A 25,775-nucleotide genomic window follows, 5' to 3' on the forward strand; every position below is an offset into this window, starting at 1 on the left:
CATGACCAAATATGCCATGCTCATCAATCTGGATACCTGCGTCGGCTGCAATGCCTGTATGGCCGCTTGCGCCATGGAAAACCAGACGCCCGTGTGGAATCCGGAAAAATACCGCACCTATGTGTACGACGAAGAAATTGAAATCGGGGATAAGTTCCTCCGCCAGTTTTTTCCCAAGCTCTGTAACCATTGCGACAACCCGCCCTGTGTGAGCGTCTGCCCGACTGGCGCCACCTGGAAGGAGGCCAACGGCATCGTCCGCGTCAACCCCGACATCTGCATGGGTTGCCAAGCCTGTGCCATGGCCTGCCCCTACGATGCTCGCTACCCTGCCGACAGCAACGATATCGACAAGGGACTGGGCTATTACGGCAAGGACTTTCTCAAACGTACCGTGCCCAGCATCGATAAATGCGACTTCTGCTACGACCGCCTGCAGCAAGGCCTGGAGCCCGCCTGCGTGGAAACCTGCGTAGCCCACGCCCGCATTTTCGGTGACCTGGACAACCCCAACGATCTCATCACCAAGGTGGTCGCGACCGGCAAGGCTCAGGGTCTGCTCACCGAACTGGGCACCGGCCCCAATATTTACTACATCCACAAGCTTCCGGAGGATCTCGTATGAACTCGGTCCATTTTGCTACCAGTCTCATTGTTCAGGACCGCTGGGCGACGCTGGTCGCGGCCTATCTTTTCCTCGGTGGTCTAGGTGCAGCCCTCATTGCCCTGAGCCTCTTCAGTCATCTCTATTTCCGGGCCAACCGGGCCGTCACCCTCTGGGGTACCCTGGCGGGAGAGGCTTTTCTGGGCGTTGGCTCCGCCCTGCTGCTGATCGATCTGCTTCACCCCCTCAATGTCTGGGAAATCCTGATGCCCTGGAATCCCTTCTTCCTGCCCTGGTCCTGGATCGCCTGGGGTACCCAGTTCATCGTCTGGGCGATGGTTTTCGGCCTGCTCTACGTCTGGCCGCTGATGATCGACGAACCATGGTTCCGCCGCCTGCCGCTGGTGGGACGCTGGCTGAATTTCTGGTTCGAACTGCCACTGATCAAACTGGTGGGCGTCTGGGCGCAGAAACTGCGCACCCCCATTGCCTGGCTGGCCATCCTCTGCGGAGTAGGTACCGCCGTGTATACAGGGTTGCTGCTTCGCTCCTTCCCGGCGGCAACCCTCTGGGCCAATGACCTGGTGCCGCCTTTGTTCACCGTTTCCGCTTTCTCCACGGCACTCGCCTTTCAATTGCTGGTACTGTACGGCGTACTGCATCAGCATGACGCCCTGGCCCGCTGGTATGAGCGTCTGGACATGCTCCTCATAGCCGTTGAAATCGTGCTGATTTTCAGCATCATGCTGGTCATTTTGCCGAGCAATCTCAGCGGTCAGGCCACACTGCACATCCTCCTGCACAGTTGGGGCTGGATTATAGGCTTCCTGATTATCGGTCTGATTCTGCCCTTCCTGCTGGAGATCAAAGGCACGTTCAATGGTTGGAAGGGCAGCGCTCCGGTGATCCTCACCGCCTGTATGGTGCTGCTGGGCGGCTTCCTGCTCCGTCATTACTTTCTCGCCAGCGGGGTGTACGTCTTCCCTTGGGCCAATGCCGGCCACGACGGTGTACTCGGTGCGGGTATCTATCATGTCCTCACCAGCCACTGAAGCGGGTATGTATGCGGAGGCCTGGCGCTTTATCGCCATGGCCCTGGCCGAGCCCGCCGCCGACTCCACGGAGTTGATCAGCGAACAACCCTATCAGCCGGAGTGGTTGACCCCGGCCTTGGGGGAATTGGCCACAGTGGCCCTGGACGCCTGGCAGGGTGAGCATACCCGGCTGTTCACCTTCCCTGCCGTCTGTCCGCCCTTCGCCTCCCCCTTCCTGGAGGACGGCATGCTGGACGGTTACCGCGCCGGCGAACTGGAGCGTTTTTATGGCCAGTTTGATCTCGCCATTCAGGGATTGCCTGCAGATTACCTGGGTACCATGGCGGAGTTCATCGGCTTTTTTCTCGAAAAGGACGACACGTCCGCGGCGGCCGATTTTTACCGGGAATACCTGGCGGACTGGCTGGATCGTTTCTGCGACTGCCTGGAAGGGCATGCCGAGTTCACGTTCTATCGAGAGTTGGCTGGCGAAATCCGCCGTCAGGCTAGAGGATTGCGCCCATGAACTGGCAACTCGTGGCGGATCGCGACAATATGGCGCAGACCCTGGAGAAGGTATTTGCCGGCTGGCATCAACGGTGCTTTGCAAACAGCCCCAACGTCCATCCGGGACTCTCTGTCGAGATACGGGATTTGCAAGAAGTACAGGACTGGTATCTGGCCTATCTTCTGACGCCCATCGCTCTCTATCGCCTGGCGATGCCCCTCAGAGTCCCCGACATTCCCCTGCCCGAAGGCTGGTCTGCCGCCGCTCGGGTGGATCAGCCCTGTACCGGCCTTGGTCCCGCCCTGGGTCTGAAGATTCCCGGCGTGCTCGGGCAGGGCCACCTCCAATACCTGCCAGAGATCGGGCATTTTCTTTGGCAACCGCTGGTCCAGAACCTGCGCCGCTATCCTGACGCCGCCGCCGTGTTTGCGGCCTGGGAGGGCGTAATCGACCACCGCCGCAAAACTCGCGCCAGCATGCAGGAACAACAGCGCTGTGATCGCCGCGATTTTCTGCGGCGGCTGATGCCGGCGCCCAGGGAGCCATAAGCAATCGCAGTGAACCGCTGACCGATACGGAGGCCGCCTATTGTCGGAAATTCTCCAGAGAAACGCTCCCGCCGCTTGCCGGGATCGGTAAGGGACATCGTTCCGGCAGGGCTTTCTGTCCAACCACTGGCCTTACAGTGGAGATCGTGTGCCGTGATGGGAAGTCGGTATTGTTGTACCGCAGCACAGCGACTTTGCCATTGCGCGTCCTTGTTCACATCTCGCTACATAATAAAACCTGAAGAGCCTTAGCGCGCCAGGTTGACACGCGGATTGGTCAAGGGCGCGGCGTACTTGGTAGAATAGGCCATTTTCACTGCTGCAAATAGTGAATGCGCAGCATCCGCTCCGGGGCATGGGCCGGCGACCGCTCTCGTCTTTGCAGTAATGAGGTCCCATGGGTCATCCTCGTCAACGCTGGGACCTTTGCGAATTGGCCGCGCACCCGCGGCAGACTGGGCGGTCAGAATAAGGGAACGCGGGTGATCAATGACTAGGCACTTCTTGCGGATTTGAAATGCCATGAGTTGGCAGTCCCAGGAAACGGAATGCCGGGTACCACCGCTACCTGCCGGATAAACTCAGCGCTCTTTTGCTACCAGAATGCTGCAAGGCAACTCTCGCAGCAGCGCTTTGGCGACCGACCCCTGCAGCCAGTGTCCCAAGGAAAAATGCGGAATATGCCCGATGACCAGCAGGTCGGCACCCGTTTGCAATGCGTAACGGGCAATCTCTTCAGCAGGGCTGCCCTCAGCCGTTTGCGTCACCACCCTCAGGCCTTCTGCATGGAGCGTACCCGCGACGGCATCCAGACTGCTGCGGATGGCATTGCCTTCTCGCCCCAACACATCCTCCGCCCCCGCCGCCTGACCAATGGCCATGCCGCCGGTACTGACGATGACGCCGAAGAGATGCAGTTCACTTCGCCCCAGACGCGCGAGTTCCGCGCCCTGACCGAGCGCTACCTCGCTCGATGGGCTGCCGTCATAAGCCACCAGAATCTTCTGAAACATTTGACCCCTCCTAAACAGCTACGCTGCACCGCTTGCGAATCACTTCTCCGTGCTAATCCACAATCATCTCCTGTTTCACCACCTCGCCTCGCTTGGGCGGGCGAATGATCAGCAGCAGCGGAAAAACCGCCAGCGTCATCACCAGCATCAGCCAGAAATCATCAATATATGCGATCATCGTCGCCTGCCGGGTGATTTCCGTATTCAGCAGAAGCTGGCCCATGGCGTCATGGGGATTATAAAGGCTGGCTACCGCCGGGTTCTGAAAAGCCGGATTACTGTCATCGATGTGGGTGCTCAGCGCCGCGTGGGAAATCTGCGTATTGCGGGTGAGCAAGGTCTCCACCAGAGAAATCCCGATGCTGCTGCCGACATTACGCACCAGACTGTAGATTGCGGTGCCGTTGGCCCGCATTTCCGGGCTCAGGGTTGCAAAGGTGGCGGTACTCAAGGGCACAAAAACCAGACCCATCCCCAGCCCCTGCCAGACCCCCGGCCAGATCACATCACCCTCACCGATCACCAGACTATAGCCCTGCATCTGCCAGAGGGAAAAGGCCGTGATCCCGAAACCGATGGCGAGCAGCAGCCGCAGATCCACCTTGCCCACCAGTCGCCCGACGATCAGCATGGCGAACATGGTGCCCAGGCCGCTCGGTGCCGTCACCCAACCTGCCGCCGCCGCGGTGTAGCCCATCAGATCCTGCAGCATGGTGGGGATCAGCGCCCGCGATGCAAAGAGCACCAGTCCGACGATAAAGATGAAAAGCAGACCGGTGACATAGTTGCGGTTGAGGATCAGCCGGTAATCGAAGAAGGAACGGTCAACCGGTGTGCGCCAGGTATGATAGAGGAAATACAGCGATGCCAACCCCGCAATATAGACTTCTACCCAGATTTCCACCGAAGCGAACCAGTTCTGCTGTTGTCCGCGATCCAGGAACAACTGCAGGGCCCCGACAGCCAGACTCAGACTGATAAACCCGGCCATATCAAAGTGCATCCGCCGCAGCGCGGCATCCCTGGGGAAGCTCCTCCAGATTCCTGTAAACGCTATGATCCCCACCGGCACGTTAATGAAAAACACCCAACGCCAGCCCATGGTATCCGTCAGCCAACCGCCCAGCGTCGGCCCGATGATCGGCCCCACCATCACCCCCATGCCCCACAGGGCCATGGCGGAACCCTGCTTTTCCCGGGGATTGATGTCGAGCAGGACGGTTTGCGAAAGCGGCACGAGCGCCGCCCCGAAGACACCCTGCAACGCCCGCGCCACGACAATTTCCCCCAGCGAGGTGGAAATGCCGCACCACATGGAGGCCAGTGTAAACCCCAGCACCGAAGCCAGAAAAACATGACGCTGGCCGAAACGGTCACAGAGCCAGCCGGTCAGCGGTGTGGCGATGGCCGCCGCCACGATGTAAGAGGTCAGCACCCAGCCGATCTGGTCCAGGGACGCGGACAGGCTGCCCCGCATGTGGGGCAGTGCCACATTGGCGATGGTGCTGTCCAGGGTCTGCATGATGGTGGCCAACATGATGGACAGGGTGATGAGAGGCCGGTTCAATCCTTCCCGAGGGAGCGCGGCGCTTTCCACGATCATCGGCCGCTTTTCTCGATAATGCGCTGCAAACGCTGCAGAAGGTCTTTCGCCTGTTGCAACTCCGCGGCGTCCAGGCCATCCAGCATTTCTTGGCGAAACGCACCTGCGATGCGCTTCACTTCCGCATATACGGTTTGTCCCTCAGGGGTCAGCGATACCCGCCGGACACGCCGGTCTTCCGGGGCGATCTCGCGGCGTACCAATCCCGCGTGTTGCAAGCGGTCCACCATGGCCACCACCGTCGGCCCTTCCACCAAGAGGCGATGTGCGAGTTCGCTCTGGGTCAGGGGAGTTTTGGCGCGCGCCAGAAAGGCGATGCTCATCCAGCTCGCCTGGCTCAGTCCCAGGCTCTTCAGGCGACGATCCAGCGCGTGGCGCCAGGCTCTGGCGCTCTCATGCAGGGCCAGGGCAAAGCCTTCCTGCAACAGATCATCGTTCATACGTCCTCCCAGTTCGGGCACTCCAAATGATTAGCTCTCTTATACTTAGAGCCCTATCTATTTGCAAGCGATGCCCGGCACCCGGAACTTGCCGCCGGGCGCGGTCGATATGCCTTCACCTGCGGCCCCAACTTGACAGAATCGCGAGGCTCCGCCATGGTGGCCTGAATTTGCGAGGGCACCCATGCTGCATTTTCCGGATATCAACACCGTCGGCTTCCAGCTCGGCCCTATCACCATCCACTGGTATGGCCTGCTGGAGATCATCAGCTTTGTTATCGCCACCGTCTGGCTCATCCGGCGCGGCCGCATGGCGCACTGGAACTGGCGCAAAGAGCAGGTCGTCGACCTGGAATTCTATGTGGCCGTCGGCGCCATTCTGGGCGGACGGGTGGGTTACGTGCTCTGGTACAACCTTCCCTATTATCTTGCCAATCCGGTAAAGATGCTGGCCATATGGGATGGCGGCATGTCTTTTCACGGCGGTCTGCTGGGTGTCGTCATCGCCTGCTGGGTATTTGCGCGACTCCATGAGCAACATGCCTTTCTGCCCACTCTGGACTTTATCGCGCCGGCCGTGCCCATTGGCTTGGGTCTGGGACGCCTCGCCAACTTCATCAACGATCAGCTTTTTGGCCGCGTCAGTCACCTGCCCTGGGCCATGGTCTTCCCCTCTGGTGGTCCGCAACCCAGGCAACCCTCGCAACTTTACGAGTTTCTGCTGGAGGGCGTTCTACTCCTTCTGATTCTCGCCATCTACAGTCGCAAAGCCCGTCCCGCCGGCGCAGTTGGCGGGATGTTCGTTTTCCTTTACGGCGTCTTCCGGTTTGCCGCGGAATATGCGCGGCAGCCGGATATCCAACTGGGCTTTGTCCTTGGTCCTTATACCATGGGTCAGGTACTGTCCGTACCCATGATCATTCTCGGCCCGGTGGTGATCTGGTGGGCCTATAAGGGCGGCTTTTCCGAATCCCCTGAAAGCATACCGGCAGTCGACAAATAGCGGCGGCAAACCCCCACCCATATGACACCCATGGCTGAGCTCAATCCGCCACAGCAGGAAGCCGTAACACACATCCACGGTCCCCTGCTGGTGCTGGCCGGGGCCGGGTCGGGCAAGACCCGGGTCATCACCCGGAAAATCGTCCATCTCATCCGGGAGCAACAGGTCGCACCCAGGCATATCTGCGCGGTGACCTTCACCAACAAGGCCGCCCGTGAAATGAAGAGCCGCGTCGGGGAGGCCTTGCAGGGCCATAGCAGCCGCGGCCTGATGGTCTCCACCTTTCATCATCTGGGCCTGCAGATCCTGCGTAAAGACATCGAGCGCCTGGGTTATCGCGGCAACTTCAGCGTCATTGACCCCGGCGATAGCCTGGGGATGGTGCGTAATCTGCTCCGCGAGGCCAATGGCCCCAGCGATCTCGCCGAAGCCATCCAGTCCCGCATCTCCCGCTTCAAGAATGACGGCATCTTTCCCGAGGAGGCACGTGCCGACGACCGTCTCGGCCAGGAGGCTGCCCATATCTATACGACCTATCAGCGTTCCCTCAGCGCCTGCAACGCCGTGGATCTGGATGACCTCATCCTCTTGCCCATCCGTCTGCTACAGGACGATGCGGAGGCCCGTTATGCCTGGCAGGACCGTATCCGCTACCTGCTGGTGGATGAATATCAGGACAGCAACGGCGCACAGTACCGGCTGATAAAAAGCCTGCTGGGCACCCGCCACAACCTGACCGCAGTGGGAGACGACGACCAGAGCATCTACTCCTGGCGGGGTGCGGCTGCCGACAACCTGGATCGGCTGGCGCAAGATTTCCCCAACCTCAAGGTGGTCAAACTGGAGCAGAACTATCGTTCCACCGGCCGCATTCTCCAGGCCGCCAATACGGTCATCGCGCAAAATCCCCACTTCTTCGAAAAACGCCTGTGGAGCACCCTGGGCGATGGCCACAGCATCCGCGCCCTGCGCTGCGCCAACGAGACGGACGAGGCGGAGCAAGTGGTCAATGCCATTCTCCGCGACCGCTTTCAGCGGCAGGGTGAATACCGCGATTACGCCATACTGTACCGCAGCAACCATCAGGCCCGTCCCTTTGAAACGGCCCTGCGCAATGCCCGGATTCCATACCAGATATCCGGCGGGATCTCGTTCTTTGAACGCAGTGAAATCAAGGATTTTCTGTCCTATCTGCGGCTACTGGTCAATCCCGATGATGATCCCGCCTTTTTGCGGGCGGTCAACACGCCACGCCGGAGCATCGGCAGCAGCACCCTGGAACGCCTGGGTGCCTTCGCCAAGGAGCGTAATCTCTCGCTCTTCGCCGCACTTTGGGACGATGCGCTGGATGTTCCCGACAAGGCGCGCATCGCCCTGCACGGCTTCGCCGGCTGGGTGAATCTCAAAACGGACGAAATCGGCAAGACCGAGCTCATCCCCGCCCTACAGAGTCTGCCGGAAGAAATCGGCTACCTGCAATATCTGCAGAATGAAGGAGATGAAAAAGACGCCGCGCGCCGCTGGGAGAATATTCAGGAGCTTTTGAACTGGATGCAACGCCTGCAGGAACAGGATGAAGGCCCGCAAACCCTTGCGGAGATCCTCAACCGCCTGATGCTCTTCCATGTGCTGGAGCGTGAGGAGGATGACGATCGCGATGTGTTGCGCCTGTCCACCCTGCACGCGGCCAAGGGTCTGGAGTTCCCCCAGGTGTTTCTGGTTGGCGCGGAGGAGGAACTGCTGCCCCACCGCAACAGCGAAACCCTGGAGCAGATTCAGGAAGAACGCCGCCTCTTTTACGTGGGCATGACCCGCGCCCGCTTCCGCCTGACCCTCAGCCTTTGCCGTAAACGTCGCCGCTACGGCCAGGATGTCCATCCGGAACCCTCCCGCTTCCTCCAGGAAATCCCCAAAGAACATCTGGACTGGCAGGGCGACCAGAACCCAGAAGAAGAAATGGACCCCACCGCCGCTTTCGCCCATCTGCGGGCGATGCTCGGCAAGACCTGACCATCGGGTTCGCCACCCATAAAAGCAAAGAGGCGATCCACACAACCGGATCGCCTCTCCTGCTACGCAGTCCACACGGACTGCGGAAATACCGCCCTCATTACTGGGCGGCGTTACCCATCGCCTTGACACGAGCCGAGAGCCGGCTCTTGGTGCGGGCTGCCATGTTGCGATGCGCCACGCCCTTGCCAACCGTCTTGTCGATGACCGACTCCGCGGCGCGCAGTGCGCTGCGTGCCTGCTCTTGATCACCGACATGTACGGCCTTCAGCACACCCTTCACATAGGTGCGCAAGCGCGACCGCAGGCTGGCATTATGCAGGCGCCGCTTTTCATTTTGTAATACGCGCTTGCGCGCCTGAGCTGTATTGGCCAACTTTTACTCTCCATATCTACAATCCCGCGTCTGCGGGAAATGAAGTCGCGTATTCTGGCGCCAACGCCCAACCCTGTCAATATCAATGGATTGCAAAAAACCACCCGGCACTACGAAAATGGGGCGCATGGCCTACTACTCTACTTCGGTCATCACATGTACATGCCCTGGTGCCACCTGTACCCAAAGTAGGGCGCCTGGCGCCAGAGACCTGCCTTCGCATTGCAAGCGTGATAACAGCATATCCAAAGAACAAGCCCCGTCCATTCTGACGCGCAAGGCAACACCCTCCTCCCGAAGGCTCACGACCTTCAATTTCAGTGCATTCGGCGCTGGGACGCCCAAAACGTCGCCCGGCACGAGATCCTCGGAACGAATGGCCACGGTCACCGGCATACCCGGATGCATGCCATACCGAAAACCGGTACGCAGACGCCAGCCAGATCCAGCCACCACCATTCCGGCTTCCGTTGCCTCCTCAATGCGCCCCACCAGGAAATTACGAAACCCCAGCAAACGCGCCGCTCCCACAGTGGCGGGTCGTGCAAACACCGCACGGGGAGGGCCTTCCTGCACAATACGCCCACCCAACAGCACTGCCATGTGATCTGCGAGCATCGCCAGGTGCGGATCGTGGCTCACCGCCAGCACCGGCACTCCAAAATCGTGGACCTCCCGGATGAGTTCGTCCAGAATCTCGTCGCGGGTGGCCATGTCCAGCGCCGAGGTAGGCTCGTCCAGCAGCAGCAGCTCCGGACGCCGGGCCAGAGCGCGGGCGAGCGCCACCCGCTGACGTTGCCCGCCGGAGAGGGCCGCACGATAACGCTCCGCCAGGTCGGCAAGCCCCACGCGCGCAAGCAAATCCATAGCCTGCGTGCGGCGGCCCGCACCCCTTGGCAGCGGAAAGGCGACGTTTTCCCAGGCCCGCAGGTGCGGAAAAAGCGCATAACCCTGGGGCAAATAGCCAATGGGGCGCCGCTCGGCAGCAAGGCCACCGAAGGGATGCCCACGCGCCGGAATCAAACCGGCGATGGCCTTGAGCAGCATCGTCTTGCCCTCTCCGGATAGACCGAGCAGGACGGTGAAATCCCGCACCTGCATCTGGATATCCAGAGTGACCGGCGTTTCCAACTGGTAACGAATTTCCATGGGTTTCAGCGTGGCGTCATCAGAACATTCCCTGTCGGCGCGAGCGCAACCCCAGCCACAAAGGTAAAGGCACAGCGACCAGAAAAAATACCCAGAGCAGAGGGTAAACCGCACTCAGCCCCATATCCTCCAGATTGACCCAAAGCTTGACCGGAATGCCCTGCGGGAAATACGCCACGATGAGCACGATGCCGAACTCGCCCATGGCACGCACCCAGGCCAGAGCCACCCCGGCCGTCAGTCCCAGACGGGCCAGCGGCAGCGTCACCCACCAGAAAGTCTGCCAGCGGTTGCGGCCCAGGGTGCGACTGATCTGCTCCAGTTCTTCCGGAACCCCCTCAAAAGCAGCACGGGCGGCCAGCACATAGTAGGGCATGGCCCCGTAAATCTGCGCCAGCACGAACGCCGGGGCGGTATTGGTCAGGTAGAGCCCCGCCTGACTGAACAGGCCACCCACTGCTGAGTAAGGTCCGTAAAAGGAACTCAGCAAAATGCCCATGGCCAGGGGTGGGGTCAGTAGCGGCAACAGCAGCAGCGCATCCACCAGCCATTTGCCGCGGTAATGATAATGCGCCAACCACCATGCGAGCGGTGTTCCTGCCAGCACCACCAGCACCAGAGCCAGGGCACTGTAAAACAGGGAAACCCGGATGGCGGCGAGGTCGCCGGGCGCAAAATGAAAATCGTGCCAGTCCGTGGCGAAAACCAGCGCCGCGAAAGGCGCCAGCAGAAACGTCAGGACGGTGGCAGCGGTCGCCGTCGCTATCCAGCGCGCCGATGGCTGGCGTCCTGTGCCAATCCCTACGGCCGCCCTATGGCTCAAATGAACCTTCCTGATGCGCCATATGCCCTTTGGCCACCATCCGGGATACCCGCAGGCAGCGCAACACGATAAGGCATCCACATCGGTAGATCCGGCATATTCAGGTGATCCGTTATTGTTTGTCAGATACTTCCGTGATCATCTTATATCGACGCCCCCGGAGCGGGTCAAGGGCACGGAGAAATCTTCCATAAAAAAGCCCCACCTTGCATTTTTATGCTATGCTTAGGCATAAAGATATACGTGAACCGGCGCGAGAGTGCGCAACATTCTGAACGGAAAATTAAAATATTGAGCGAACCGACCATGCACTGGACCATTCTCATCAAATCCCATCCGGACGCCAGCGGCAATCCCGTCCTTCAGGGTCTGCGCATGGCTGCAGCCGCCCTCGCCGATGGCATCCTGGTCAGCCTTTTTCTTTCCGAAGAAGCGGCATCTCTGGCGCTACAGTTGGAAAATCCAGGAGATCGACAAAGGGTTCACCACGATCTCATCGCGGAGATTCAGGAACTGGGCGCCGAAATTTATGTAATTGGTCTCGACTGGATGCATGCAGTCGGAAGCCTGACCTTGATTCCCGGCGTCAAAGTAGCGAGCATGAAAACTCTGGTTCGCCAGATGAGGCTTTCTGACCAGGCTGTCGCGCTCTGATTTATGACCGCCACGTACGCCATGGGCGACCTGCAGGGTTGCTATGTCCCCTTTGCCGCCCTGCTGGAACAGATAGACTTCACACCGCAGACAGACCGGCTCTGGCTGGCGGGTGATCTCGTCAACCGGGGGCCGGACAGCCACGCCGTCATCAACCAGCTTTACGCCTGGCATGACCGGGTGCAAATCGTTCTCGGCAACCACGATTTATACGCACTCGCCCGCTGGGCGGGTATCACTGCGGCAAAAAAGAACGATACCCTTGGCCCATTGCTGGCCGATCCTCACACCGACGACTGGATGGAGTGGCTGCGCACCCGTTCGTTACTGCATACCGATCTGCAACTGGGCTGGAGCATGGTCCACGCGGCCATCCATCCGGACTGGGATATGGCCAGCGCGCGAGGGCATGCGGACGCCGTCGAGGATGCACTGCGCGATCGTCACTGGCGGCGTTTCCTGAAATCTCTCTGGGACGCCCCGGCGCCCAACCGCTGGGAGGATTGTCGCAACGAGGAAGAGGCACAACGCTTCCGGGTCGCCGTATTCACCCGCGCCCGCTACGTGACTGCCAAGGGCGTTTTCAACTGGTCCAGCACCGCGCCCAAGGATACCACCCGCGAATTTGCACCCTGGCACGAGCGTTTTTTGGAAAAACAGACGTCTGAGTCCATCATCTGCGGCCACTGGGCCACCCAGGGTCTGCTGGTGCAGCCACGTCTGCTGGCACTGGACAGCGGTTGTGTCTGGGGTCGCCAACTGACAGCGGCACGGATCGATCTGGACGAACCCCTTATTTACCAAACCCCATGCCCCATGTTTGCACGACCGGACAGCGGGTAAAGGGTTGACCACCAGATTTTTGGTCCACCCCGTTTTGCGGTTAACCTGAGGCACCATGCCGATCCTCCCTACCCAGCAGCCAGTGGAAATCCTCCGCCACACCTTTGGTTACGACGCCTTCCGGGTGCCTCAGGAGGAGGTAATCCAGACCCTCTTGGCAGCCCGGGATGCGCTGGTGCTCATGCCTACCGGGGGCGGGAAATCCCTGTGCTATCAGATTCCCGCCATCGCCATGGCAGGGACGGGCGTAGTCATTTCACCACTGATCGCGCTCATGGAAGATCAGGTCAACGCCCTGCGTCAGGCGGGTGTCGCTGCCGCTGCCCTGAATTCCAGTGCCAGCCCCGCAGAATCACGCGCTACCGAGGAGGCGTTGCTGCAGGGCTGCCTCGATCTGCTCTACATCGCTCCGGAACGCTTGCTGCAGGAACGCACCCTCAATCTGCTGCAAAGGGCCACAGTCAATCTCTTCGCTATTGACGAAGCCCATTGCGTGTCCCAGTGGGGTCACGACTTCCGCCCGGAATACCTGCAATTACGAGTGCTGCATGAGCGCTTTCCGCTGGTGCCGCGCATTGCCCTCACGGCCACCGCCGACTCAAAAACCCGCGCGGAAATCACCGAACGGCTGACGCTACAGGAAGCCGCCGTCTTTATCCGCTCCTTTGACCGACCCAACATCCGTTACCATATCAATAGCGGTAGTCAGGGCGCACGCAACGCCTTGCTGCGATTCATCCGCGACCGCCACGCCGGAGATGCCGGCATCGTATATTGCCTGTCCCGCAAGCGCGTGGAAGAAGTTGCCGAGTGGCTGCAGGGCGAAGGGCTGGACGCCCTGCCCTATCATGCCGGTTTGGGTATCGATGAGCGGCGTCGTAACCAGCAACGATTTCAGCAGGATGAAGGGGTGATCATTGTCGCCACCATAGCCTTCGGTATGGGCATCGACAAACCGAATGTCCGCTTTGTAGCGCACCTGAATCTGCCCAAGAGCATCGAGGCCTACTATCAGGAAACTGGACGCGCCGGGCGCGACGGCCTGCCTGCAGAAGCCTGGATGCATTACAGTCTTCGTGATGTCGTGCAATTACGGCAGATGATCCAGCAATCCGAAGCCGACCTGCCGCGCAAACAGATGGAAGGACACAAGCTGGATGCTATGCTCGCGCTTTGCGAAACCACGGACTGCCGCCGTCAGACCCTGCTCGGCTACTTTGGCGAAAGCCTCTCCTCCCCCTGCGGCAATTGCGACAATTGCCTGCAGCCGCCGGCCACCTGGGATGCCACGGTGGCCGCACAGAAAGCCCTGTCTGCCATCCATCGCACCGGCCAGCGCTTCGGGGTACAGTATCTGGTAGACGTATTGCTGGCTCGGGAAGATCCACGCATTCAGCAACAGGGGCATGACCGGCTCAGCGTGTACGGCATTGGCAAAGAACTGTCTGCCAACGCGTGGCGCGCCCTGTTTCGCCACCTCTTGCTGCGCGGACTCGTGGAAGTGGATCACGACGGCCACGGTGGCATGCGCCTCAGCCCATCCAGTCGCCCGCTCCTGCGCAACGAAGAAAAGCTGACCCTGCGCCAGCACGAAAGCCCGGTCCCCAGGCAACGCGAACAACGCCCGGAGATCGCACCCCGCGACACCGCGCTCTGGGAAGCCCTGCGCCAGCACCGCCGTGAACTGGCGCAGGCCCAGGGCGTGCCGCCCTACGTCATTTTTCACGACGCCACCCTCATGGAAATGCTCCATCGACGCCCGCGTGACCTGGAAGCACTGGCTGCGCTCCCCGGCATCGGCGAGCGCAAACTGGCGGCTTACGGTACATCTTTTCTGAAGATACTGCATCGCGATCGGCCTTCCTGAGATCCTCGCGCAGATACGACGCGGAGATGACGGCTTGCCCTGCGCCGCAGCAGGCGGCATCATGAGGGCATGACTCAGGATAGCCCCATGAACCCGCAAAGCTTCGCCGTCACCGTCGAAAGCACCCTCGATGACCTGCAGAACCGGATAGAGGCCGATGCTCCCGAAGTGGAGTGCGACCTCGTGGACAGCGTACTCACCCTGCTCCTGCCCGACGACGGTCAGATCATCATCAATCGTCAGGAGGCGGCGCAACAGATTTGGCTGGCGTGCAGCGATGGTCCGGCACGTTTTTCGTGGCAGGGCGACGCGTGGCAGGACAGCCGGACGGGGGAATCCCTGAAACAGGCCGTCGGCCGCCTGCTGAGCCTGCATCTCGGCCACCCCGTATCACTGGGTTGAGCACATGGCCTACTGGCTGATGAAGACCGAGCCCGATGCCTTTTCCCTGCAGGATTTGCAGCGACGCGGACAGGAGCCCTGGGACGGCATCCGCAATTATCAGGCCCGAAATTTCCTGCGGAGCATGCAGACCGGCGACGAAGTCTTCATTTACCATTCACGTGTGCCGGCCCCGGGTATCGTCGGCACTGCCGAAGTCGTCTGTGCCGCTTATCCTGACCCTACCCAGTTTGACCCGCAGAGCAAATATTACGACCCGGCCTCCCATCCCGACCGGCCGCGCTGGGACCTGGTGGAGGTGGCCTATCGCCGAACCTTTGCCCAGGGCATCGCGCTCGACACTCTTCGCACCATCCCGGAGTTTTCTGACAGCCCACTGATTCGCAAGGGGAATCGCCTTTCGATCTTGCCCATTACCAGCAGCCAGTGGCAGTATATCCTGCAGTATGCCGGATAAACCGGTGCAGGGTGAAAAAAGCGAACCTGGTGGACGGCGTTACCATCCCCTCACGATTTGCCATATCATTTATCGTTTGACGGCGTGAGCCGAACTTTCTCATCCCGGAGTCCAGCATGACCTATCAACAACTCGTAGAATTCCTCGATCGCCATTTGGGATACCCCTTCCTGCCGGATATGGCGCCGGATGCGGCGCTGCGTGCCGCGCAGCAGGGCGGGCTTGACGATGCGCTGACCACGGAGGTGCTGACCGCCCTCTATCAGGGCAACCAGTGCAAAAGCGTCGATGACCCCGTGGATCGCGCGCGCAGCTTTGACGGACTTGCCCACCTGCGCCTGCGCAGTCAGGCCGATGACACGGATCCCGCCGTATTCCGCAAGGTTCTCAAACTTTCCCAGGAACTCGACAACGCGTTTGACCAGGAACTGATTCGCCAGCGTGACGCTGCACTCAGCTAAAACGATGCAACGCCCCGGCAACGGCCGCAAAGAGCGCAATGGGCAGGAGCGTGGCGGCTAGGGGTGGTATCCCGCCGGAAACACTGATATATCCCGACATCTCCGTGAGGAAATGAAATCCCAGTCCCAGCACCAGCCCCGCCATGACCCGCGCCGCCAGGCCCCCACCCCGGGGGTTGCGCGTCACAAACGGTACTGCGAGCAAAATCATCACCAGACCCACCCACGGATAACTCACGCGACGCCAGAACGCGAGGGCAAAGCGATTCATGTTCAACGCCCCGCTCTGCAACGCCTGGTAACTTTGCCACAGGGTGGGCAGGGTCATGGTGCGTGTCGGGTGTGCAAAACTGCTTAGAGTGGCCGGGTGCAGGGCTACCGGCCAGGGCGTCTCCGTGACGGCCGTCATCTGTATCTGGTCGGGTGTGATCCTGAACAGCCGGACATCGTGGAGATACCAGTGCCCCCCTTGGAATACGGCTTCAGCGGCCGTCGTCATGGCATTGATGCCCACCATACCCTGGCGCACGTCGGCGATGTGCAGGTTCTGCAGGATCTTCCCGCCATCGCCCACTGTGCCCACCTGGATTATCTGTGTTCCATAGCGCAGCCATAATCCCCGCGGTCCCATATTGTGGAAACCCGCTCCCGGTTCACCGGCATTGGCCCACATCGCCTCGGCGGCGGGCGCCGTCACCGGGATGACCCATTCTCCCAGCGCAAACATCAGGCCGGCACCCAACAGTCCGACCAGCAACAACGGCTGCTCCAGGCGCCAGACCGACCACCCCGACATGCGCAGAGCAATCACCTCGGAATGCCCGCTCAGGATACTCATCCAGACCAGGGCACCAAGCAGTAACGCCAGCGGGATCACATCGTACGCCACGTCTGGCAACTGCAAAGCGGCATAGGACAGCAGACGGGTCATAGACCAGACGCCATGCCCGGGCCCGGAGGATTTGGCGATGATCTGGGCGATATAGACCAGCGTCAGCAGCATGGCCAGCACGAGGCTGCTGTACAGCAGCATGCCCCGAAACAGCAAACGGTCGGCGCGTTTCATGACGCGGGCCGCCCCGGCCAGGCGGGTAACATGGGCAGATCGCGGCTGCGCCGGAAAAAGGCATAAGCGGCTACCGCCAGAATCAGCAGGAGCACCCACAATAATCCGGGGAAAATGGGCATGCTGCCATTCATCATATGCTCTTTGACGTAAACGACGATGTTATTGACGGCCAGCAGAAACAGTATACCCACCAGCATGCCCGCCGCCCGTCCGCCTCCACGGGGCTCACTGTAGGCCAGGGGGATGGCCAGCAAAGCCAACAATGGCAACGCCAGCGGCCAGAGCAGGCGCCACTCCAGCTCGGAGACGGCAAAACGCATCCCGGTGCCGTGCAACTGCCGTACAAGCTGGGGCAAAGATGCGCTGCTCCAGTTGATGCCGCCGGGCTCGGCGCCGCCGGTGTCCTGGTTGTCCAGCAATACCCGGTAGCGTGCGAAGGAAAGGACTTTGAACCCGGCTTTTCCCGGCTGCCCCAGGTAACGTTGACCATCCACCAGCACCAGGGTCAGGGCACCATCCTGAGCGGGCTTGACCTCGCCGTAGGCCGCTGTCGCCATATCCAGTTGCCCGCCCTGGGCAACAGACAGAAATATCTCCTGGAAGCGGTGACTGTTTTTACCGACGGCTTGCCCCACGTAAATAACCCTGCCACCCGGTAAATTCGTGAAACTACCGGGCTGCAGCATGGCCTCTGCCGCAGCATTGGCGAGGCGTACCGATTCGGACTGCAACTCGCGCTGCGCACCGGGCGCCCAGGAAAGGGATAAAATCAGTTCCAGGCAAAAGACGCACGCCGCAACCACCGCGACGGGCGGCAGAAGTCCCGACAGCCCGGTGCCGGTACTTCGGATGGCCACCATCTCGTTGGAACGATAGAGGTTGCTGAACACGAGATAGACCGCGAAAAAAAAGGCCAGAGGCAATACCATGACCAGCAACGTCGGCAGCGCCAGTCCCAGCAATCGCAGAATGATCGACAATGGCAACTGCCCGGAAGCGACCTGCCTCAGCAATTGGGTCAACTGACCGATGGCCAGAATGGCGAGCACCACCAAGCTGGTCAGCAGAAAGGAGATCGTGAGATTGCGCACGACCTGCATACGAATGCGGGTCAAGCGGGCAACCCCTGGGGATTATACGCAAGACTTGATTCCCTGTGCCTCTGGGGCTTATTTTCTGTCTTTGACATCATCTCGAATTCCTCACCCATAAGATTATCAGGAGAACCGCCGTGGAGATAGCCGTACAGTGCCAGAACCCGACTACCGACAACAGTGACTGTGTGGTCGTCGGAATCTATGAAGGCGGCATATTGAGCCCTGCCGCGACGCTGGTTGACCTGGCCAGCGGCGGCGCGCTCCGGGCCCTCCTCGATACCGGAGACTTTACCGGCGACTGTGGTGACACGCAGCTGCTCTACCAGGTACCCGGCATGGCTGCGGCGCGGGTACTGGTTCTGGGCCTCGGCAGCCATGGCAAGGTCAAGGACAGCCAGTTTCGCAAAGCCGCGCTCGCTGCGGCCCGCGCTTTGCAGGGTGCCCGCGTCGGGCGCGCCAGTCTGCACTTGCTGGACACCCCGGTGATACGTCGCTCCGCGCCGGCTTGCGCCAAAATACTGGTCCAGGCCGTGGCGGACGCGGAGTATCACTTCGATCGACACAAGAAACCCGCGGATGCCCCACAACGACCCATATCCGAACTGCAACTATCTATTTCTGAAAACGATACTGCAGCGCTCGCGGAGCTTCAGGGTGCCGTAGCAGAAGCCCAAGCAACGGCCCGCGCAGTCGCTTGGACCCGGGATATGGCCAACGAACCGGGAAATATCTGCACCCCCACATGGCTCGCTGAACAAGCGGAGGCCATGGCCGGGCGGCTGGGCATCAAAAGCACTATCCTCGGTCCGGACGCGATGGAAGCTTTGGGTATGCACCTACTCCTCGGCGTAGCCCACGGATCCCGGCAGCCGCCCCGTCTGATCATTCTCGAATATCGGGGCGGCGCCGAAAATCAGGCACCTATCGTTCTGGTTGGCAAGGGTATCACCTTTGATGCGGGCGGCATCTCTCTAAAACCCGCCGACAAGATGGATGAGATGAAGTATGACATGTGCGGCGGGGCATCGGCCCTGGCAGCGATTCAGGCAGCGGCGGAACTCCAACTTCCGCTGAACATCGTTACCGTGGTGCCCGCTTCGGAAAACCTGCCCGACGGGCAGGCCACCAAACCCGGCGACATCCACAGGAGCATGAACGGCCTGAGCGTGGAGGTCGTGAATACCGATGCCGAGGGACGGCTGATCCTTGCGGATACGTTGACCTACGTGGAGCGTTTCGAACCCGACGTGGTGATCGACATGGCCACCCTTACCGGCGCCTGCATCATCGCCCTGGGGCACCAGACGGCAGCGGTGATGGGCAATCATGAAGGGCTCGTTCATGATCTCATCGCTGCGGGCAAGGAAAGTATGGACCGGGTTTGGGAGTTACCCCTCTTCGAGGAATATCAGGAGCAGTTGAAGAGCCCGGTTGCGGATCTTTCCAACGTCGGTGGCCGACCGGCGGGGACCATCACCGCCGCCTGCTTTCTCTCGCGCTTCACCGAAAACTATCGCTGGGCGCATCTCGACATTGCGGGGGTGGCGTGGAAGAGCGGCGAACACAAAGGCGCGACGGGCCGCCCGGTACCGTTGCTGGTGGAGTATCTGCTGCGGCGGGCTCGGCAGGTGGCCTGAGAGGACCGCCGCTTGCCTGTCGCCTCGTTTTATACCCTGCCCCCGACACTGCTTACCGCGCACGAACAGCGGCGCGGCATGTGCCGGGTGATTGCCAAGGTGTGGCAGGTCATGGGAGAAGCAGATATCCTGTGTCCGGATACGGAGGCCGGACAGACCCTGGATGACCTGCTCTGGACCTTTCAGGCGGGAGCTTTCGTGCCCCATGCCCGGGGTGCAGGAGAACCGGTACGCATCCACGAGAACGGTGCATGGCCCTTGCAGGGCAAGGCGCTGGTGCTCTGCGGGCTGGACAAATTGCCAGCGCCCCTCCCCCCCTGCGAGCGGCTCATCGACTTCATTCCGGTCGCAGAGCAACTGCGCGGCTTCGCCAGAGAACGATACAGACAATTAAAGAACGCAGGATTCACCATGCAGGTGCATCCCCTGGAAGCCTGACTGGAGACACGCCATGGCAAGCATGACCACACGTAAGGAACCCGTCCTTGAAGAACAGATGGACGTCGATGACGACGCCCCGCTGTTGCTCACCAACCTTGTACGTCCGGGGTTGCCGCCCCAGCTCTGGCGACATGCGGACGACGAAGCGCCGGAAGCCGTAAACCGTCCGGCGGCAGAGGCGGCGCCGGACCAACCCCCTCCACATGGTTCCGGGCCGGTGGCGACGCCCGACAATCCCGCCGCCTTTTCCATGCGTTGGGAGGAAGCTGCGGCAGCGCGCAATGGCGCAGCAGCAGCTTCTGGAGAATATGCACAGGCGGCCCCACACTGGCAGGATGACGCGGCTTCCCCGGAAACACTGCTGAAGACCACGACGACCGATGCCCCCGAAGCTGTCGGGCCCACCGCCGCGATGCCTCCCATGACCCTCGATTTTCTCAAAGACTTCGAAGAGTTGCTTTTCCGGGAGATCGAACGACGAATCATCAACGAGATCGAAGAGCAGGTGACACAGCATCTGCAAACTGTCTGGAAGGAGCGGATCAGCCTGACGATCATGCGTACCCTTGCACTGGAGGGCATCCAGTTGCGTGAAAGCCTGACCGAAGATCTTCGCAAATCGCTTCCGGAAATACTGCAGCGCGTCCTGCACGAAGGCCTGGACCAGATCAACGCCTCGGAAATCGAGAAAGATACCCTACCATGACTGACACTCTGGATCGCCCCTTTGCCCCCGCCGAGATCGAAACCCAATGCTACGCACGCTGGGAAACCCACGGCCTGTTCCAGCCGAAAGGCAGTGGAACCCCCTATTGCATCATGCTTCCGCCACCCAATGTCACCGGCACCCTGCATATGGGTCACGCCTTTCAGGATACCCTCATGGATATCCTCACCCGCGTCCACCGGATGCGCGGCGAGCGCACCCTCTGGCAGCCGGGGACCGATCATGCCGGTATCGCCACCCAGATGCTGGTGGAACGGCAACTGGTACAGGAAGGCGGCGATCGCCATCAGATGGGCCGCGGTGCCTTTCTGGAACGGGTCTGGCAGTGGCGTCGGGAATCCGGTGGCCATATCACCCGGCAGATGCGACGGCTGGGAGCATCCTGTGACTGGTCACGCGAGCGTTTTACGCTGGACAGCGGGCTCTCCCATGCGGTCACCGAAGTCTTCGTCCGCCTCCATGACGAAGGGTTGATCTACCGCGGCAAACGGCTGGTCAACTGGGATCCGGTCCTGCGTACCGCAGTCTCCGATCTGGAGGTCATCAGCGAAGCGGAGCAAGGCTCGCTCTGGCACATCCGTTATCCCCTCAGCGATGGCACCGGCTTCCTCGTGGTCGCCACCACCCGTCCGGAAACCCTGCTGGGCGACGTGGCGGTGGCGGTTCACCCCGACGATCCGCGCTACGCCGCCCTCGTCGGCAAGACCCTGCGCCTACCGGTCATGAACCGTGAGATTCCCATCATCGCGGACGATTATGTCGATCCGGAATTCGGCTCCGGCTGCGTCAAAATCACCCCGGCCCACGATTTCAACGACTATCAGGTGGGGCAACGGCACAACCTGGCCCTGCTCAACGTCTTTACCCCCGACGCGCATATCCGGGACAGTATCGAGGTCTTCGGCGACGACGTCGTCGCCGGGGAGATTCCCGAGGCCCTACGCGGACTGGACCGTTATGCCGCCCGCCAGCAGATTCTCATCCTGCTGGCGGCGGAAAACCTGCTGGAACGCACCGACGAACACCAACTCATGGTGCCCCGCGGCGACCGCTCCCATGCCGTCATCGAGCCCTACCTAACGGACCAATGGTATGTGCGGGTCGCCCCCCTGGCGGAACCGGCCATCCGCGCGGTGGAAGAAGGCCGCATCCGCTTCGTGCCGGAAAACTGGAGCAAAACCTACTTCGACTGGATGCAGCGTATCGAGGACTGGTGCATCTCTCGCCAGCTCTGGTGGGGGCACCAGATTCCCGCCTGGTACGGCCCCGACGGCAAAATCTTTGTCGCTCGTCGTGAAGAGGAAGCGCAGTCGGAAGCCGTCCGCCATTACGGCATGCCGGTGGTCCTGGAACGCGACCCGGACGTACTCGACACCTGGTTCAGTTCGGCGTTGTGGCCCTTCACCACTCTGGGCTGGCCGGAAAAAACATCGGACCTTGCCCAGTTCTACCCCACCAGCGTGCTGGTCACCGGCTTCGACATCATTTTTTTCTGGGTGGCGCGAATGATCATGATGGGTCTGCGCTTCATGGACGATGTGCCATTCCATGAAGTCTATGTCCACGGTCTGGTGCGCGATGCCGAGGGCCAGAAGATGAGCAAGTCCAAGGGCAATGTCCTCGACCCCATCGACCTCATAGACGGCATCAGTCTGGAAGACCTCGTCGCCAAGCGTACCCGGGGCCTCATGCAGCCGCAGATGGCGGCCAAAATCGAAAAGGCCACCCGTAAGGAGTTCGCTGACGGCATTCCCGCCTTCGGCACCGATGCCCTGCGCTTCACCTTCGCGGCACTGGCCACCCAGGGCCGGGACATCAAGTTTGACCTCAAGCGGGTGGAGGGGAATCGCAATTTCTGCAACAAGCTTTGGAACGCCTCGCGTTTCGCCCTGATGCAGACACCAACTCCGGCCGCTCTGGAAGGCGAGCGCGAGCTGCTGGCGCCGGAACGCTGGATCATCGGTCGCCTGCAACACTGCGAGGCGGCCGTCAACAGCGCCATCGACCAGTATCGCTTTGCCGACGCCGCCCATGCACTCTTCCAGTTTTTCTGGAATGACTACTGCGACTGGTATATCGAACTGAGCAAACCGGTGCTGCGCGAGGGCGGCCCGTTCACCTCGGCACAACAGTGCGGCACCCGCAATACCCTGCTGCGGGTGCTGGAGGCCGGCCTGCGTCTGATGCACCCGGTGATGCCCTTCCTCACCGAGGAACTCTGGCAGCGGGTCGCACCGATGATCGGCAAGGCGGGGGACAGCATTGCCCTCGCCCCCTACCCGGTGGCCGATCTCGCCCGTGTGGACACCGATGCCGATGCCGATACGGAATGGCTGATTGCCGTCATCCGCGCCATCCGCTCGGTGCGCGGCGAGATGGATATCCCACCGGGGAAACCTCTGCCCCTGCTCCTGCAAGCCGGCGATACCCATGACCGGGAAAGGGTGGAACGCTACCGGTCCTGGCTCTTCGCCCTCAGCCGCCTCGCCAGTCTGGAATGGCTGGACGCCGAAGAGGAAGCGCCGCCCGCCGCCTTGCAACTGGTCGGCGATCTGCGCGTCCTCGTCCCTCTCGCGGGGGTGATCAACGTCGCTGCCGAACAGATCCGCCTCGCCAAGGAACAGCAACGCCTGGAACAGGATCGCGCCAAAACCGTCGCCAAACTCGGGCAGGAAAGCTTTCGCAGCCGGGCGCCCGCAGAGGTGGTCGCCAAAGAAGAGGAACGCCTGCGGGAGGTGGATGCCGCATTACTGCAACTGGGGGAGCAGGCACGGCGGTTAGCCTTGTTGTGATCAACGCCCCCGGAAACCGGAGACACCCGGATGGCTAAACGCCAGATCTATCCCCTGGAACCCCTGTTCGGAAGCATGCTCTCGCCTTTCGAACAGTTTCTGCGGCGGGCAACGGCGGGTGGTATCGTTCTCATCGCGGCCACCATCCTCACCCTGATTCTCAGCAACTCCACCTGGCACACGGCCTATCACGCGTTCTGGGAGCAGCATCTCAGCCTGCGCTGGGGTAACTGGATATTCGATCAGAGCCTGCATCACTGGATTAACGACGGACTGATGGCGGTGTTCTTTTTTGTGGTCGGGCTGGAACTCAAGCGGGAATTTCTGGTCGGGGAGCTCTCCTCGCTGCGGGATGCCGCCTTGCCGGTCATCGCCGCGCTTGGCGGCATGCTGGCCCCGGCACTGATTTATCACCAGTTTAACCCGACCGGCCCGGCGGCAGACGGTTGGGGAATCCCGATGGCGACGGATATTGCCTTCGCCATCGGGATTCTCGTCCTGCTCGCCTGGCGCATCCCCCGTAATCTGATCATTTTTCTGACCGCCCTGGCCATCGCCGATGATCTGGGTGCAGTGCTGGTCATCGCGATTTTTTACACACCGGCGCTCCATATCAAAGCGCTGATGATCGCCGCGCTCTTGCTGCTGGCCTTGCTTTTGTTCAACCGGAGCGGCGTTCGTCATACCCTGCCCTATCTGCTGGTCGGGCTACCCTTCTGGTATTTCGTGATACTCTCCGGAATCCACGCCACGGTGGCCGGGATTTTTCTGGCGTTTACCATCCCGGCGCGGGGCCGCATACTGCCCGACGAACTAGCGGACAACCTCAGTGCCCACGGACAACACCTGCGCGATACCATAACCCACAGCAAACGTCTGAATCCTCTGGTCAACGGACAGCTCGCCGGGATCATTCAGGACATCCGCAACCTCAGTGTCGCCGCGCTGGCTCCCCAACAGCGTCTGGAGCATGCCATTCAGCCCTGGGTGACTTTTGCGGTCCTTCCGGTTTTTGCGCTCGCCAACGCCGGCATCAATTTTGCGCATATCTCCGTGAACATGCTGTTCAGTAGCGTTACCATCGGTACTTGCCTGGGATTGGTATTGGGCAAATTCCTGGGCATCGGCCTCAGCAGTTGGCTGGCCGTGCGCCTCAAAATCGCGCGGCTGCCTGCCGGGGTACGATGGCGGCACCTGCTGGGCGCTGCCTGGCTCGGCGGCATCGGTTTTACCATGTCCTTATTTATCGGCCAACTGGCCTTTGGCGATCCGCGTCTGCGAGAAGAAGCCAAACTCGGTATCCTGCTCGCATCGCTGATAGCCGCAAGCATAGGTTTGCTCTGGCTGTTTCAGGTAAGCCGCAAAAAAGGAGACGTACCCGCATGATCCCCGCTGACGTATTACACACGGTACAAGAGGCGCTTGCCGAAGATATCGGCAGCGGTGACCTGACCGCAGCACTCATTCCGGCAGATCAGGAATTGCGCGCGCGCATCATCAGCCGGGAAGCGGGCATTCTTTGCGGACGTCCCTATGCGGATGCCACTTTCGCCGCGCTATCCCCCGCCCTTCAGATCCACTGGCAATTGGCCGAAGGCGCGTGGATGCTGCCCGATCAGGAAATCTGCCGCATTGCCGGTCCTGCCAGGGCCCTGCTCAGCGGCGAGCGCACCGCGCTGAATTTCCTGCAGACGCTCTCCGGTACCGCCACCCTGGTCAGGACTTTTGTCGACCTGTTGCGCGGTCATAAAACCCACCTGCTGGACACTCGTAAAACCATCCCCGGCCTGCGTCACGCGCAAAAATATGCGGTGCGCATCGGTGGCGGACACAACCACCGACTGGGCCTATACGATGGCATTCTCATCAAGGAAAATCACATCGCTGCCTGCGGCAGCATCGCGGCGGCACTGCAGGCGGCCCGGCATCTGGCTCCGGCACTCACCCGCATCGAAATTGAAGTGGAAAATCTGAGCCAGTTGGAAGAAGCGCTGAGCGCGGGTGCCGACATGATCCTTCTCGACAACTTTACCCTGGAGGATTTGCGCCTTGCCGTGCAGCGAGTCGCAGGGCGTCTGCCCCTGGAGGCATCGGGGAATATGGACCTGCACAATATCACTGAAGCAGCGGCCACCGGCGTGGATTTCATTTCCGTGGGCAGCCTCACCCGCCATCTGCGCAGCCTGGATCTGTCGCTGCGCCATCTCTGAGCGTTCC

At 60.8% G+C, this 25,775-nt stretch carries 26 protein-coding genes; 18 read left to right on the forward strand and 8 right to left on the reverse strand.

Annotated elements, in window-relative coordinates:
• Nucleotide 1 precedes the first annotated feature (1 nt).
• From AFE_RS10045 to hybE, 4 genes are read left to right on the forward strand one after another with little or no spacing between them, the layout of a single operon-like run.
• Nucleotides 2-625, forward strand: a complete 624-nt coding sequence (locus AFE_RS10045) for a 4Fe-4S dicluster domain-containing protein (protein ID WP_012537033.1) — start codon at nt 2-4, stop codon at nt 623-625.
• A complete protein-coding gene (gene nrfD / locus AFE_RS10050) occupies nt 622-1,656 on the forward strand; it encodes an NrfD/PsrC family molybdoenzyme membrane anchor subunit (RefSeq protein ID WP_012537034.1) in 1,035 nt (344 codons plus the stop codon). The genes AFE_RS10045 and nrfD overlap by 4 nt, the downstream gene beginning before the upstream one ends.
• Nucleotides 1,637-2,164 carry a TorD/DmsD family molecular chaperone gene (locus AFE_RS10055; RefSeq protein WP_157293223.1) on the forward strand — a complete coding sequence of 176 codons (528 nt, stop codon included), beginning with the start codon at nt 1,637-1,639 and terminating at the stop codon, nt 2,162-2,164. Before nrfD ends, AFE_RS10055 begins: the two co-directional genes overlap by 20 nt.
• A complete protein-coding gene (gene hybE, locus AFE_RS15380; RefSeq protein WP_012537035.1) occupies nt 2,161-2,694 on the forward strand; it encodes a [NiFe]-hydrogenase assembly chaperone HybE in 534 nt (177 codons plus the stop codon). The genes AFE_RS10055 and hybE overlap by 4 nt, the downstream gene beginning before the upstream one ends.
• A 581-nt stretch (nt 2,695-3,275) precedes the next feature.
• Here the strand turns inward: hybE and AFE_RS10070 are convergent.
• The 3 genes from AFE_RS10070 to AFE_RS10080 are packed head-to-tail and all read right to left on the reverse strand — an operon-like array spanning nt 3,276 to nt 5,750.
• The gene (locus AFE_RS10070; protein WP_012537036.1) at nt 3,276-3,707 is read right to left on the reverse strand and encodes a universal stress protein; all 432 of its coding nucleotides are present in this window, start codon (nt 3,705-3,707) and stop codon (nt 3,276-3,278) included.
• A gap of 52 nt (nt 3,708-3,759) precedes the next feature.
• Nucleotides 3,760-5,310 (reverse strand): DHA2 family efflux MFS transporter permease subunit, encoded by a 1,551-nt coding sequence (locus AFE_RS10075; protein ID WP_012537037.1) that lies wholly within the window; start codon nt 5,308-5,310, stop codon nt 3,760-3,762.
• The gene (locus tag AFE_RS10080) at nt 5,307-5,750 is read right to left on the reverse strand and encodes a MarR family winged helix-turn-helix transcriptional regulator (RefSeq protein WP_012537038.1); all 444 of its coding nucleotides are present in this window, start codon (nt 5,748-5,750) and stop codon (nt 5,307-5,309) included. Before AFE_RS10080 ends, AFE_RS10075 begins: the two co-directional genes overlap by 4 nt.
• A 184-nt stretch (nt 5,751-5,934) precedes the next feature.
• Between AFE_RS10080 and lgt the strand changes: the two genes are divergently transcribed.
• Both lgt and AFE_RS10090 read left to right on the forward strand, forming a co-directional pair.
• A complete protein-coding gene (gene lgt / locus AFE_RS10085; RefSeq protein WP_009561052.1) occupies nt 5,935-6,753 on the forward strand; it encodes a prolipoprotein diacylglyceryl transferase in 819 nt (272 codons plus the stop codon).
• 30 nt (nt 6,754-6,783) lie between these two features.
• A complete protein-coding gene (locus AFE_RS10090; RefSeq protein WP_225487053.1) occupies nt 6,784-8,763 on the forward strand; it encodes a UvrD-helicase domain-containing protein in 1,980 nt (659 codons plus the stop codon).
• A gap of 100 nt (nt 8,764-8,863) precedes the next feature.
• Here AFE_RS10090 and rpsT read toward each other — a convergent pair whose 3' ends face one another.
• The 3 genes from rpsT to AFE_RS10105 all read right to left on the reverse strand — a co-directional run bounded on the left by rpsT (nt 8,864) and on the right by AFE_RS10105 (nt 11,111).
• Nucleotides 8,864-9,139: a 30S ribosomal protein S20 gene (gene rpsT / locus AFE_RS10095; protein WP_009567470.1), complete on the reverse strand. Its 276-nt coding sequence runs from the start codon at nt 9,137-9,139 to the stop codon at nt 8,864-8,866.
• 135 nt (nt 9,140-9,274) lie between these two features.
• A complete protein-coding gene (locus AFE_RS10100; protein WP_012607339.1) occupies nt 9,275-10,288 on the reverse strand; it encodes an ABC transporter ATP-binding protein in 1,014 nt (337 codons plus the stop codon).
• Between the two features lie 19 nt (nt 10,289-10,307).
• Nucleotides 10,308-11,111, reverse strand: coding sequence for an ABC transporter permease (locus AFE_RS10105; protein WP_012607340.1), 804 nt, complete (start codon nt 11,109-11,111; stop codon nt 10,308-10,310).
• Nucleotides 11,112-11,402: 291 nt separating this feature from the next.
• Between AFE_RS10105 and AFE_RS10110 the strand changes: the two genes are divergently transcribed.
• The 6 genes from AFE_RS10110 to AFE_RS10135 all read left to right on the forward strand — a co-directional run bounded on the left by AFE_RS10110 (nt 11,403) and on the right by AFE_RS10135 (nt 15,795).
• Nucleotides 11,403-11,765 (forward strand): DsrE family protein, encoded by a 363-nt coding sequence (locus tag AFE_RS10110; protein ID WP_226833839.1) that lies wholly within the window; start codon nt 11,403-11,405, stop codon nt 11,763-11,765.
• 3 nt (nt 11,766-11,768) lie between these two features.
• Entirely contained in the window at nt 11,769-12,608 is an 840-nt protein-coding gene (locus tag AFE_RS10115; RefSeq protein ID WP_012537042.1) for a symmetrical bis(5'-nucleosyl)-tetraphosphatase, read from the forward strand.
• Between the two features lie 55 nt (nt 12,609-12,663).
• Nucleotides 12,664-14,475: a DNA helicase RecQ gene (recQ, locus tag AFE_RS10120; protein ID WP_012537043.1), complete on the forward strand. Its 1,812-nt coding sequence runs from the start codon at nt 12,664-12,666 to the stop codon at nt 14,473-14,475.
• Between the two features lie 87 nt (nt 14,476-14,562).
• On the forward strand, nt 14,563-14,877 hold the full coding sequence (gene cyaY, locus AFE_RS10125; RefSeq protein ID WP_009567357.1) for an iron donor protein CyaY: 315 nt from the start codon (nt 14,563-14,565) through the stop codon (nt 14,875-14,877).
• Between the two features lie 4 nt (nt 14,878-14,881).
• Nucleotides 14,882-15,334, forward strand: coding sequence for an EVE domain-containing protein (locus AFE_RS10130; protein WP_012537044.1), 453 nt, complete (start codon nt 14,882-14,884; stop codon nt 15,332-15,334).
• Between the two features lie 116 nt (nt 15,335-15,450).
• A complete protein-coding gene (locus AFE_RS10135) occupies nt 15,451-15,795 on the forward strand; it encodes a hypothetical protein (protein ID WP_009568772.1) in 345 nt (114 codons plus the stop codon).
• On the opposite strand, the gene lptG is transcribed toward AFE_RS10135, so the two are convergent.
• The gene (gene lptG, locus AFE_RS10140) at nt 15,788-16,861 is read right to left on the reverse strand and encodes an LPS export ABC transporter permease LptG (protein WP_012537045.1); all 1,074 of its coding nucleotides are present in this window, start codon (nt 16,859-16,861) and stop codon (nt 15,788-15,790) included. The genes AFE_RS10135 and lptG overlap by 8 nt on opposite strands.
• Nucleotides 16,858-17,979 carry an LPS export ABC transporter permease LptF gene (lptF, locus tag AFE_RS10145; protein ID WP_012607345.1) on the reverse strand — a complete coding sequence of 374 codons (1,122 nt, stop codon included), beginning with the start codon at nt 17,977-17,979 and terminating at the stop codon, nt 16,858-16,860. The genes lptG and lptF overlap by 4 nt, the downstream gene beginning before the upstream one ends.
• 116 nt (nt 17,980-18,095) lie before the next feature.
• Here lptF and AFE_RS10150 point away from each other — a divergent pair, with 116 nt between their 5' ends.
• The 6 genes from AFE_RS10150 to nadC are packed head-to-tail and all read left to right on the forward strand — an operon-like array spanning nt 18,096 to nt 25,768.
• Nucleotides 18,096-19,598: a leucyl aminopeptidase gene (locus AFE_RS10150; RefSeq protein WP_009567190.1), complete on the forward strand. Its 1,503-nt coding sequence runs from the start codon at nt 18,096-18,098 to the stop codon at nt 19,596-19,598.
• Between the two features lie 12 nt (nt 19,599-19,610).
• Nucleotides 19,611-20,036, forward strand: a complete 426-nt coding sequence (locus AFE_RS10155) for a DNA polymerase III subunit chi (RefSeq protein ID WP_012537047.1) — start codon at nt 19,611-19,613, stop codon at nt 20,034-20,036.
• A 13-nt stretch (nt 20,037-20,049) separates the two neighbouring features.
• Entirely contained in the window at nt 20,050-20,745 is a 696-nt protein-coding gene (locus AFE_RS16605) for a hypothetical protein (protein ID WP_012537048.1), read from the forward strand.
• Complete coding sequence (locus tag AFE_RS10165) at nt 20,742-23,558, forward strand: valine--tRNA ligase (protein ID WP_012537049.1); 2,817 nt, start codon at nt 20,742-20,744, stop codon at nt 23,556-23,558. Before AFE_RS16605 ends, AFE_RS10165 begins: the two co-directional genes overlap by 4 nt.
• A 30-nt stretch (nt 23,559-23,588) precedes the next feature.
• Nucleotides 23,589-24,944 (forward strand): Na+/H+ antiporter NhaA, encoded by a 1,356-nt coding sequence (nhaA, locus tag AFE_RS10170; protein WP_012537050.1) that lies wholly within the window; start codon nt 23,589-23,591, stop codon nt 24,942-24,944.
• Nucleotides 24,941-25,768 carry a carboxylating nicotinate-nucleotide diphosphorylase gene (gene nadC / locus AFE_RS10175; protein ID WP_012537051.1) on the forward strand — a complete coding sequence of 276 codons (828 nt, stop codon included), beginning with the start codon at nt 24,941-24,943 and terminating at the stop codon, nt 25,766-25,768. The genes nhaA and nadC overlap by 4 nt, the downstream gene beginning before the upstream one ends.
• Nucleotides 25,769-25,775 lie beyond the last annotated feature (7 nt).

Origin of the sequence: Acidithiobacillus ferrooxidans ATCC 23270, from assembly GCF_000021485.1 — a bacterium.
GTDB lineage: Bacteria > Pseudomonadota > Gammaproteobacteria > Acidithiobacillales > Acidithiobacillaceae > Acidithiobacillus > Acidithiobacillus ferrooxidans.

Excerpts from the sequence above, each read along its gene's own strand:
- cyaY (WP_009567357.1), top strand. The coding sequence starts at position 14,563 with ATGAACCCGCAAAGCTTCGCCGTCACCGTCGAAAGCACCCTCGATGAC.
- AFE_RS10055 (WP_157293223.1), top strand. The coding sequence starts at position 1,637 with ATGTCCTCACCAGCCACTGAAGCGGGTATGTATGCGGAGGCCTGGCGC.
- AFE_RS16605 (WP_012537048.1), top strand. The coding sequence starts at position 20,050 with ATGGCAAGCATGACCACACGTAAGGAACCCGTCCTTGAAGAACAGATG.
- AFE_RS10130 (WP_012537044.1), top strand. The coding sequence starts at position 14,882 with ATGGCCTACTGGCTGATGAAGACCGAGCCCGATGCCTTTTCCCTGCAG.
- AFE_RS10165 (WP_012537049.1), top strand. The coding sequence starts at position 20,742 with ATGACTGACACTCTGGATCGCCCCTTTGCCCCCGCCGAGATCGAAACC.
- nrfD (WP_012537034.1), top strand. The coding sequence starts at position 622 with ATGAACTCGGTCCATTTTGCTACCAGTCTCATTGTTCAGGACCGCTGG.
- recQ (WP_012537043.1), top strand. The coding sequence starts at position 12,664 with ATGCCGATCCTCCCTACCCAGCAGCCAGTGGAAATCCTCCGCCACACC.
- AFE_RS10135 (WP_009568772.1), top strand. The coding sequence starts at position 15,451 with ATGACCTATCAACAACTCGTAGAATTCCTCGATCGCCATTTGGGATAC.
- AFE_RS10100 (WP_012607339.1), bottom strand. The coding sequence starts at position 10,288 with ATGGAAATTCGTTACCAGTTGGAAACGCCGGTCACTCTGGATATCCAG.
- AFE_RS10115 (WP_012537042.1), top strand. The coding sequence starts at position 11,769 with ATGACCGCCACGTACGCCATGGGCGACCTGCAGGGTTGCTATGTCCCC.
- AFE_RS10070 (WP_012537036.1), bottom strand. The coding sequence starts at position 3,707 with ATGTTTCAGAAGATTCTGGTGGCTTATGACGGCAGCCCATCGAGCGAG.
- lgt (WP_009561052.1), top strand. The coding sequence starts at position 5,935 with ATGCTGCATTTTCCGGATATCAACACCGTCGGCTTCCAGCTCGGCCCT.
- AFE_RS10045 (WP_012537033.1), top strand. The coding sequence starts at position 2 with ATGACCAAATATGCCATGCTCATCAATCTGGATACCTGCGTCGGCTGC.
- AFE_RS10075 (WP_012537037.1), bottom strand. The coding sequence starts at position 5,310 with ATGATCGTGGAAAGCGCCGCGCTCCCTCGGGAAGGATTGAACCGGCCT.
- nhaA (WP_012537050.1), top strand. The coding sequence starts at position 23,589 with ATGGCTAAACGCCAGATCTATCCCCTGGAACCCCTGTTCGGAAGCATG.
- nadC (WP_012537051.1), top strand. The coding sequence starts at position 24,941 with ATGATCCCCGCTGACGTATTACACACGGTACAAGAGGCGCTTGCCGAA.
- hybE (WP_012537035.1), top strand. The coding sequence starts at position 2,161 with ATGAACTGGCAACTCGTGGCGGATCGCGACAATATGGCGCAGACCCTG.
- AFE_RS10080 (WP_012537038.1), bottom strand. The coding sequence starts at position 5,750 with ATGAACGATGATCTGTTGCAGGAAGGCTTTGCCCTGGCCCTGCATGAG.
- lptG (WP_012537045.1), bottom strand. The coding sequence starts at position 16,861 with ATGAAACGCGCCGACCGTTTGCTGTTTCGGGGCATGCTGCTGTACAGC.
- AFE_RS10090 (WP_225487053.1), top strand. The coding sequence starts at position 6,784 with ATGGCTGAGCTCAATCCGCCACAGCAGGAAGCCGTAACACACATCCAC.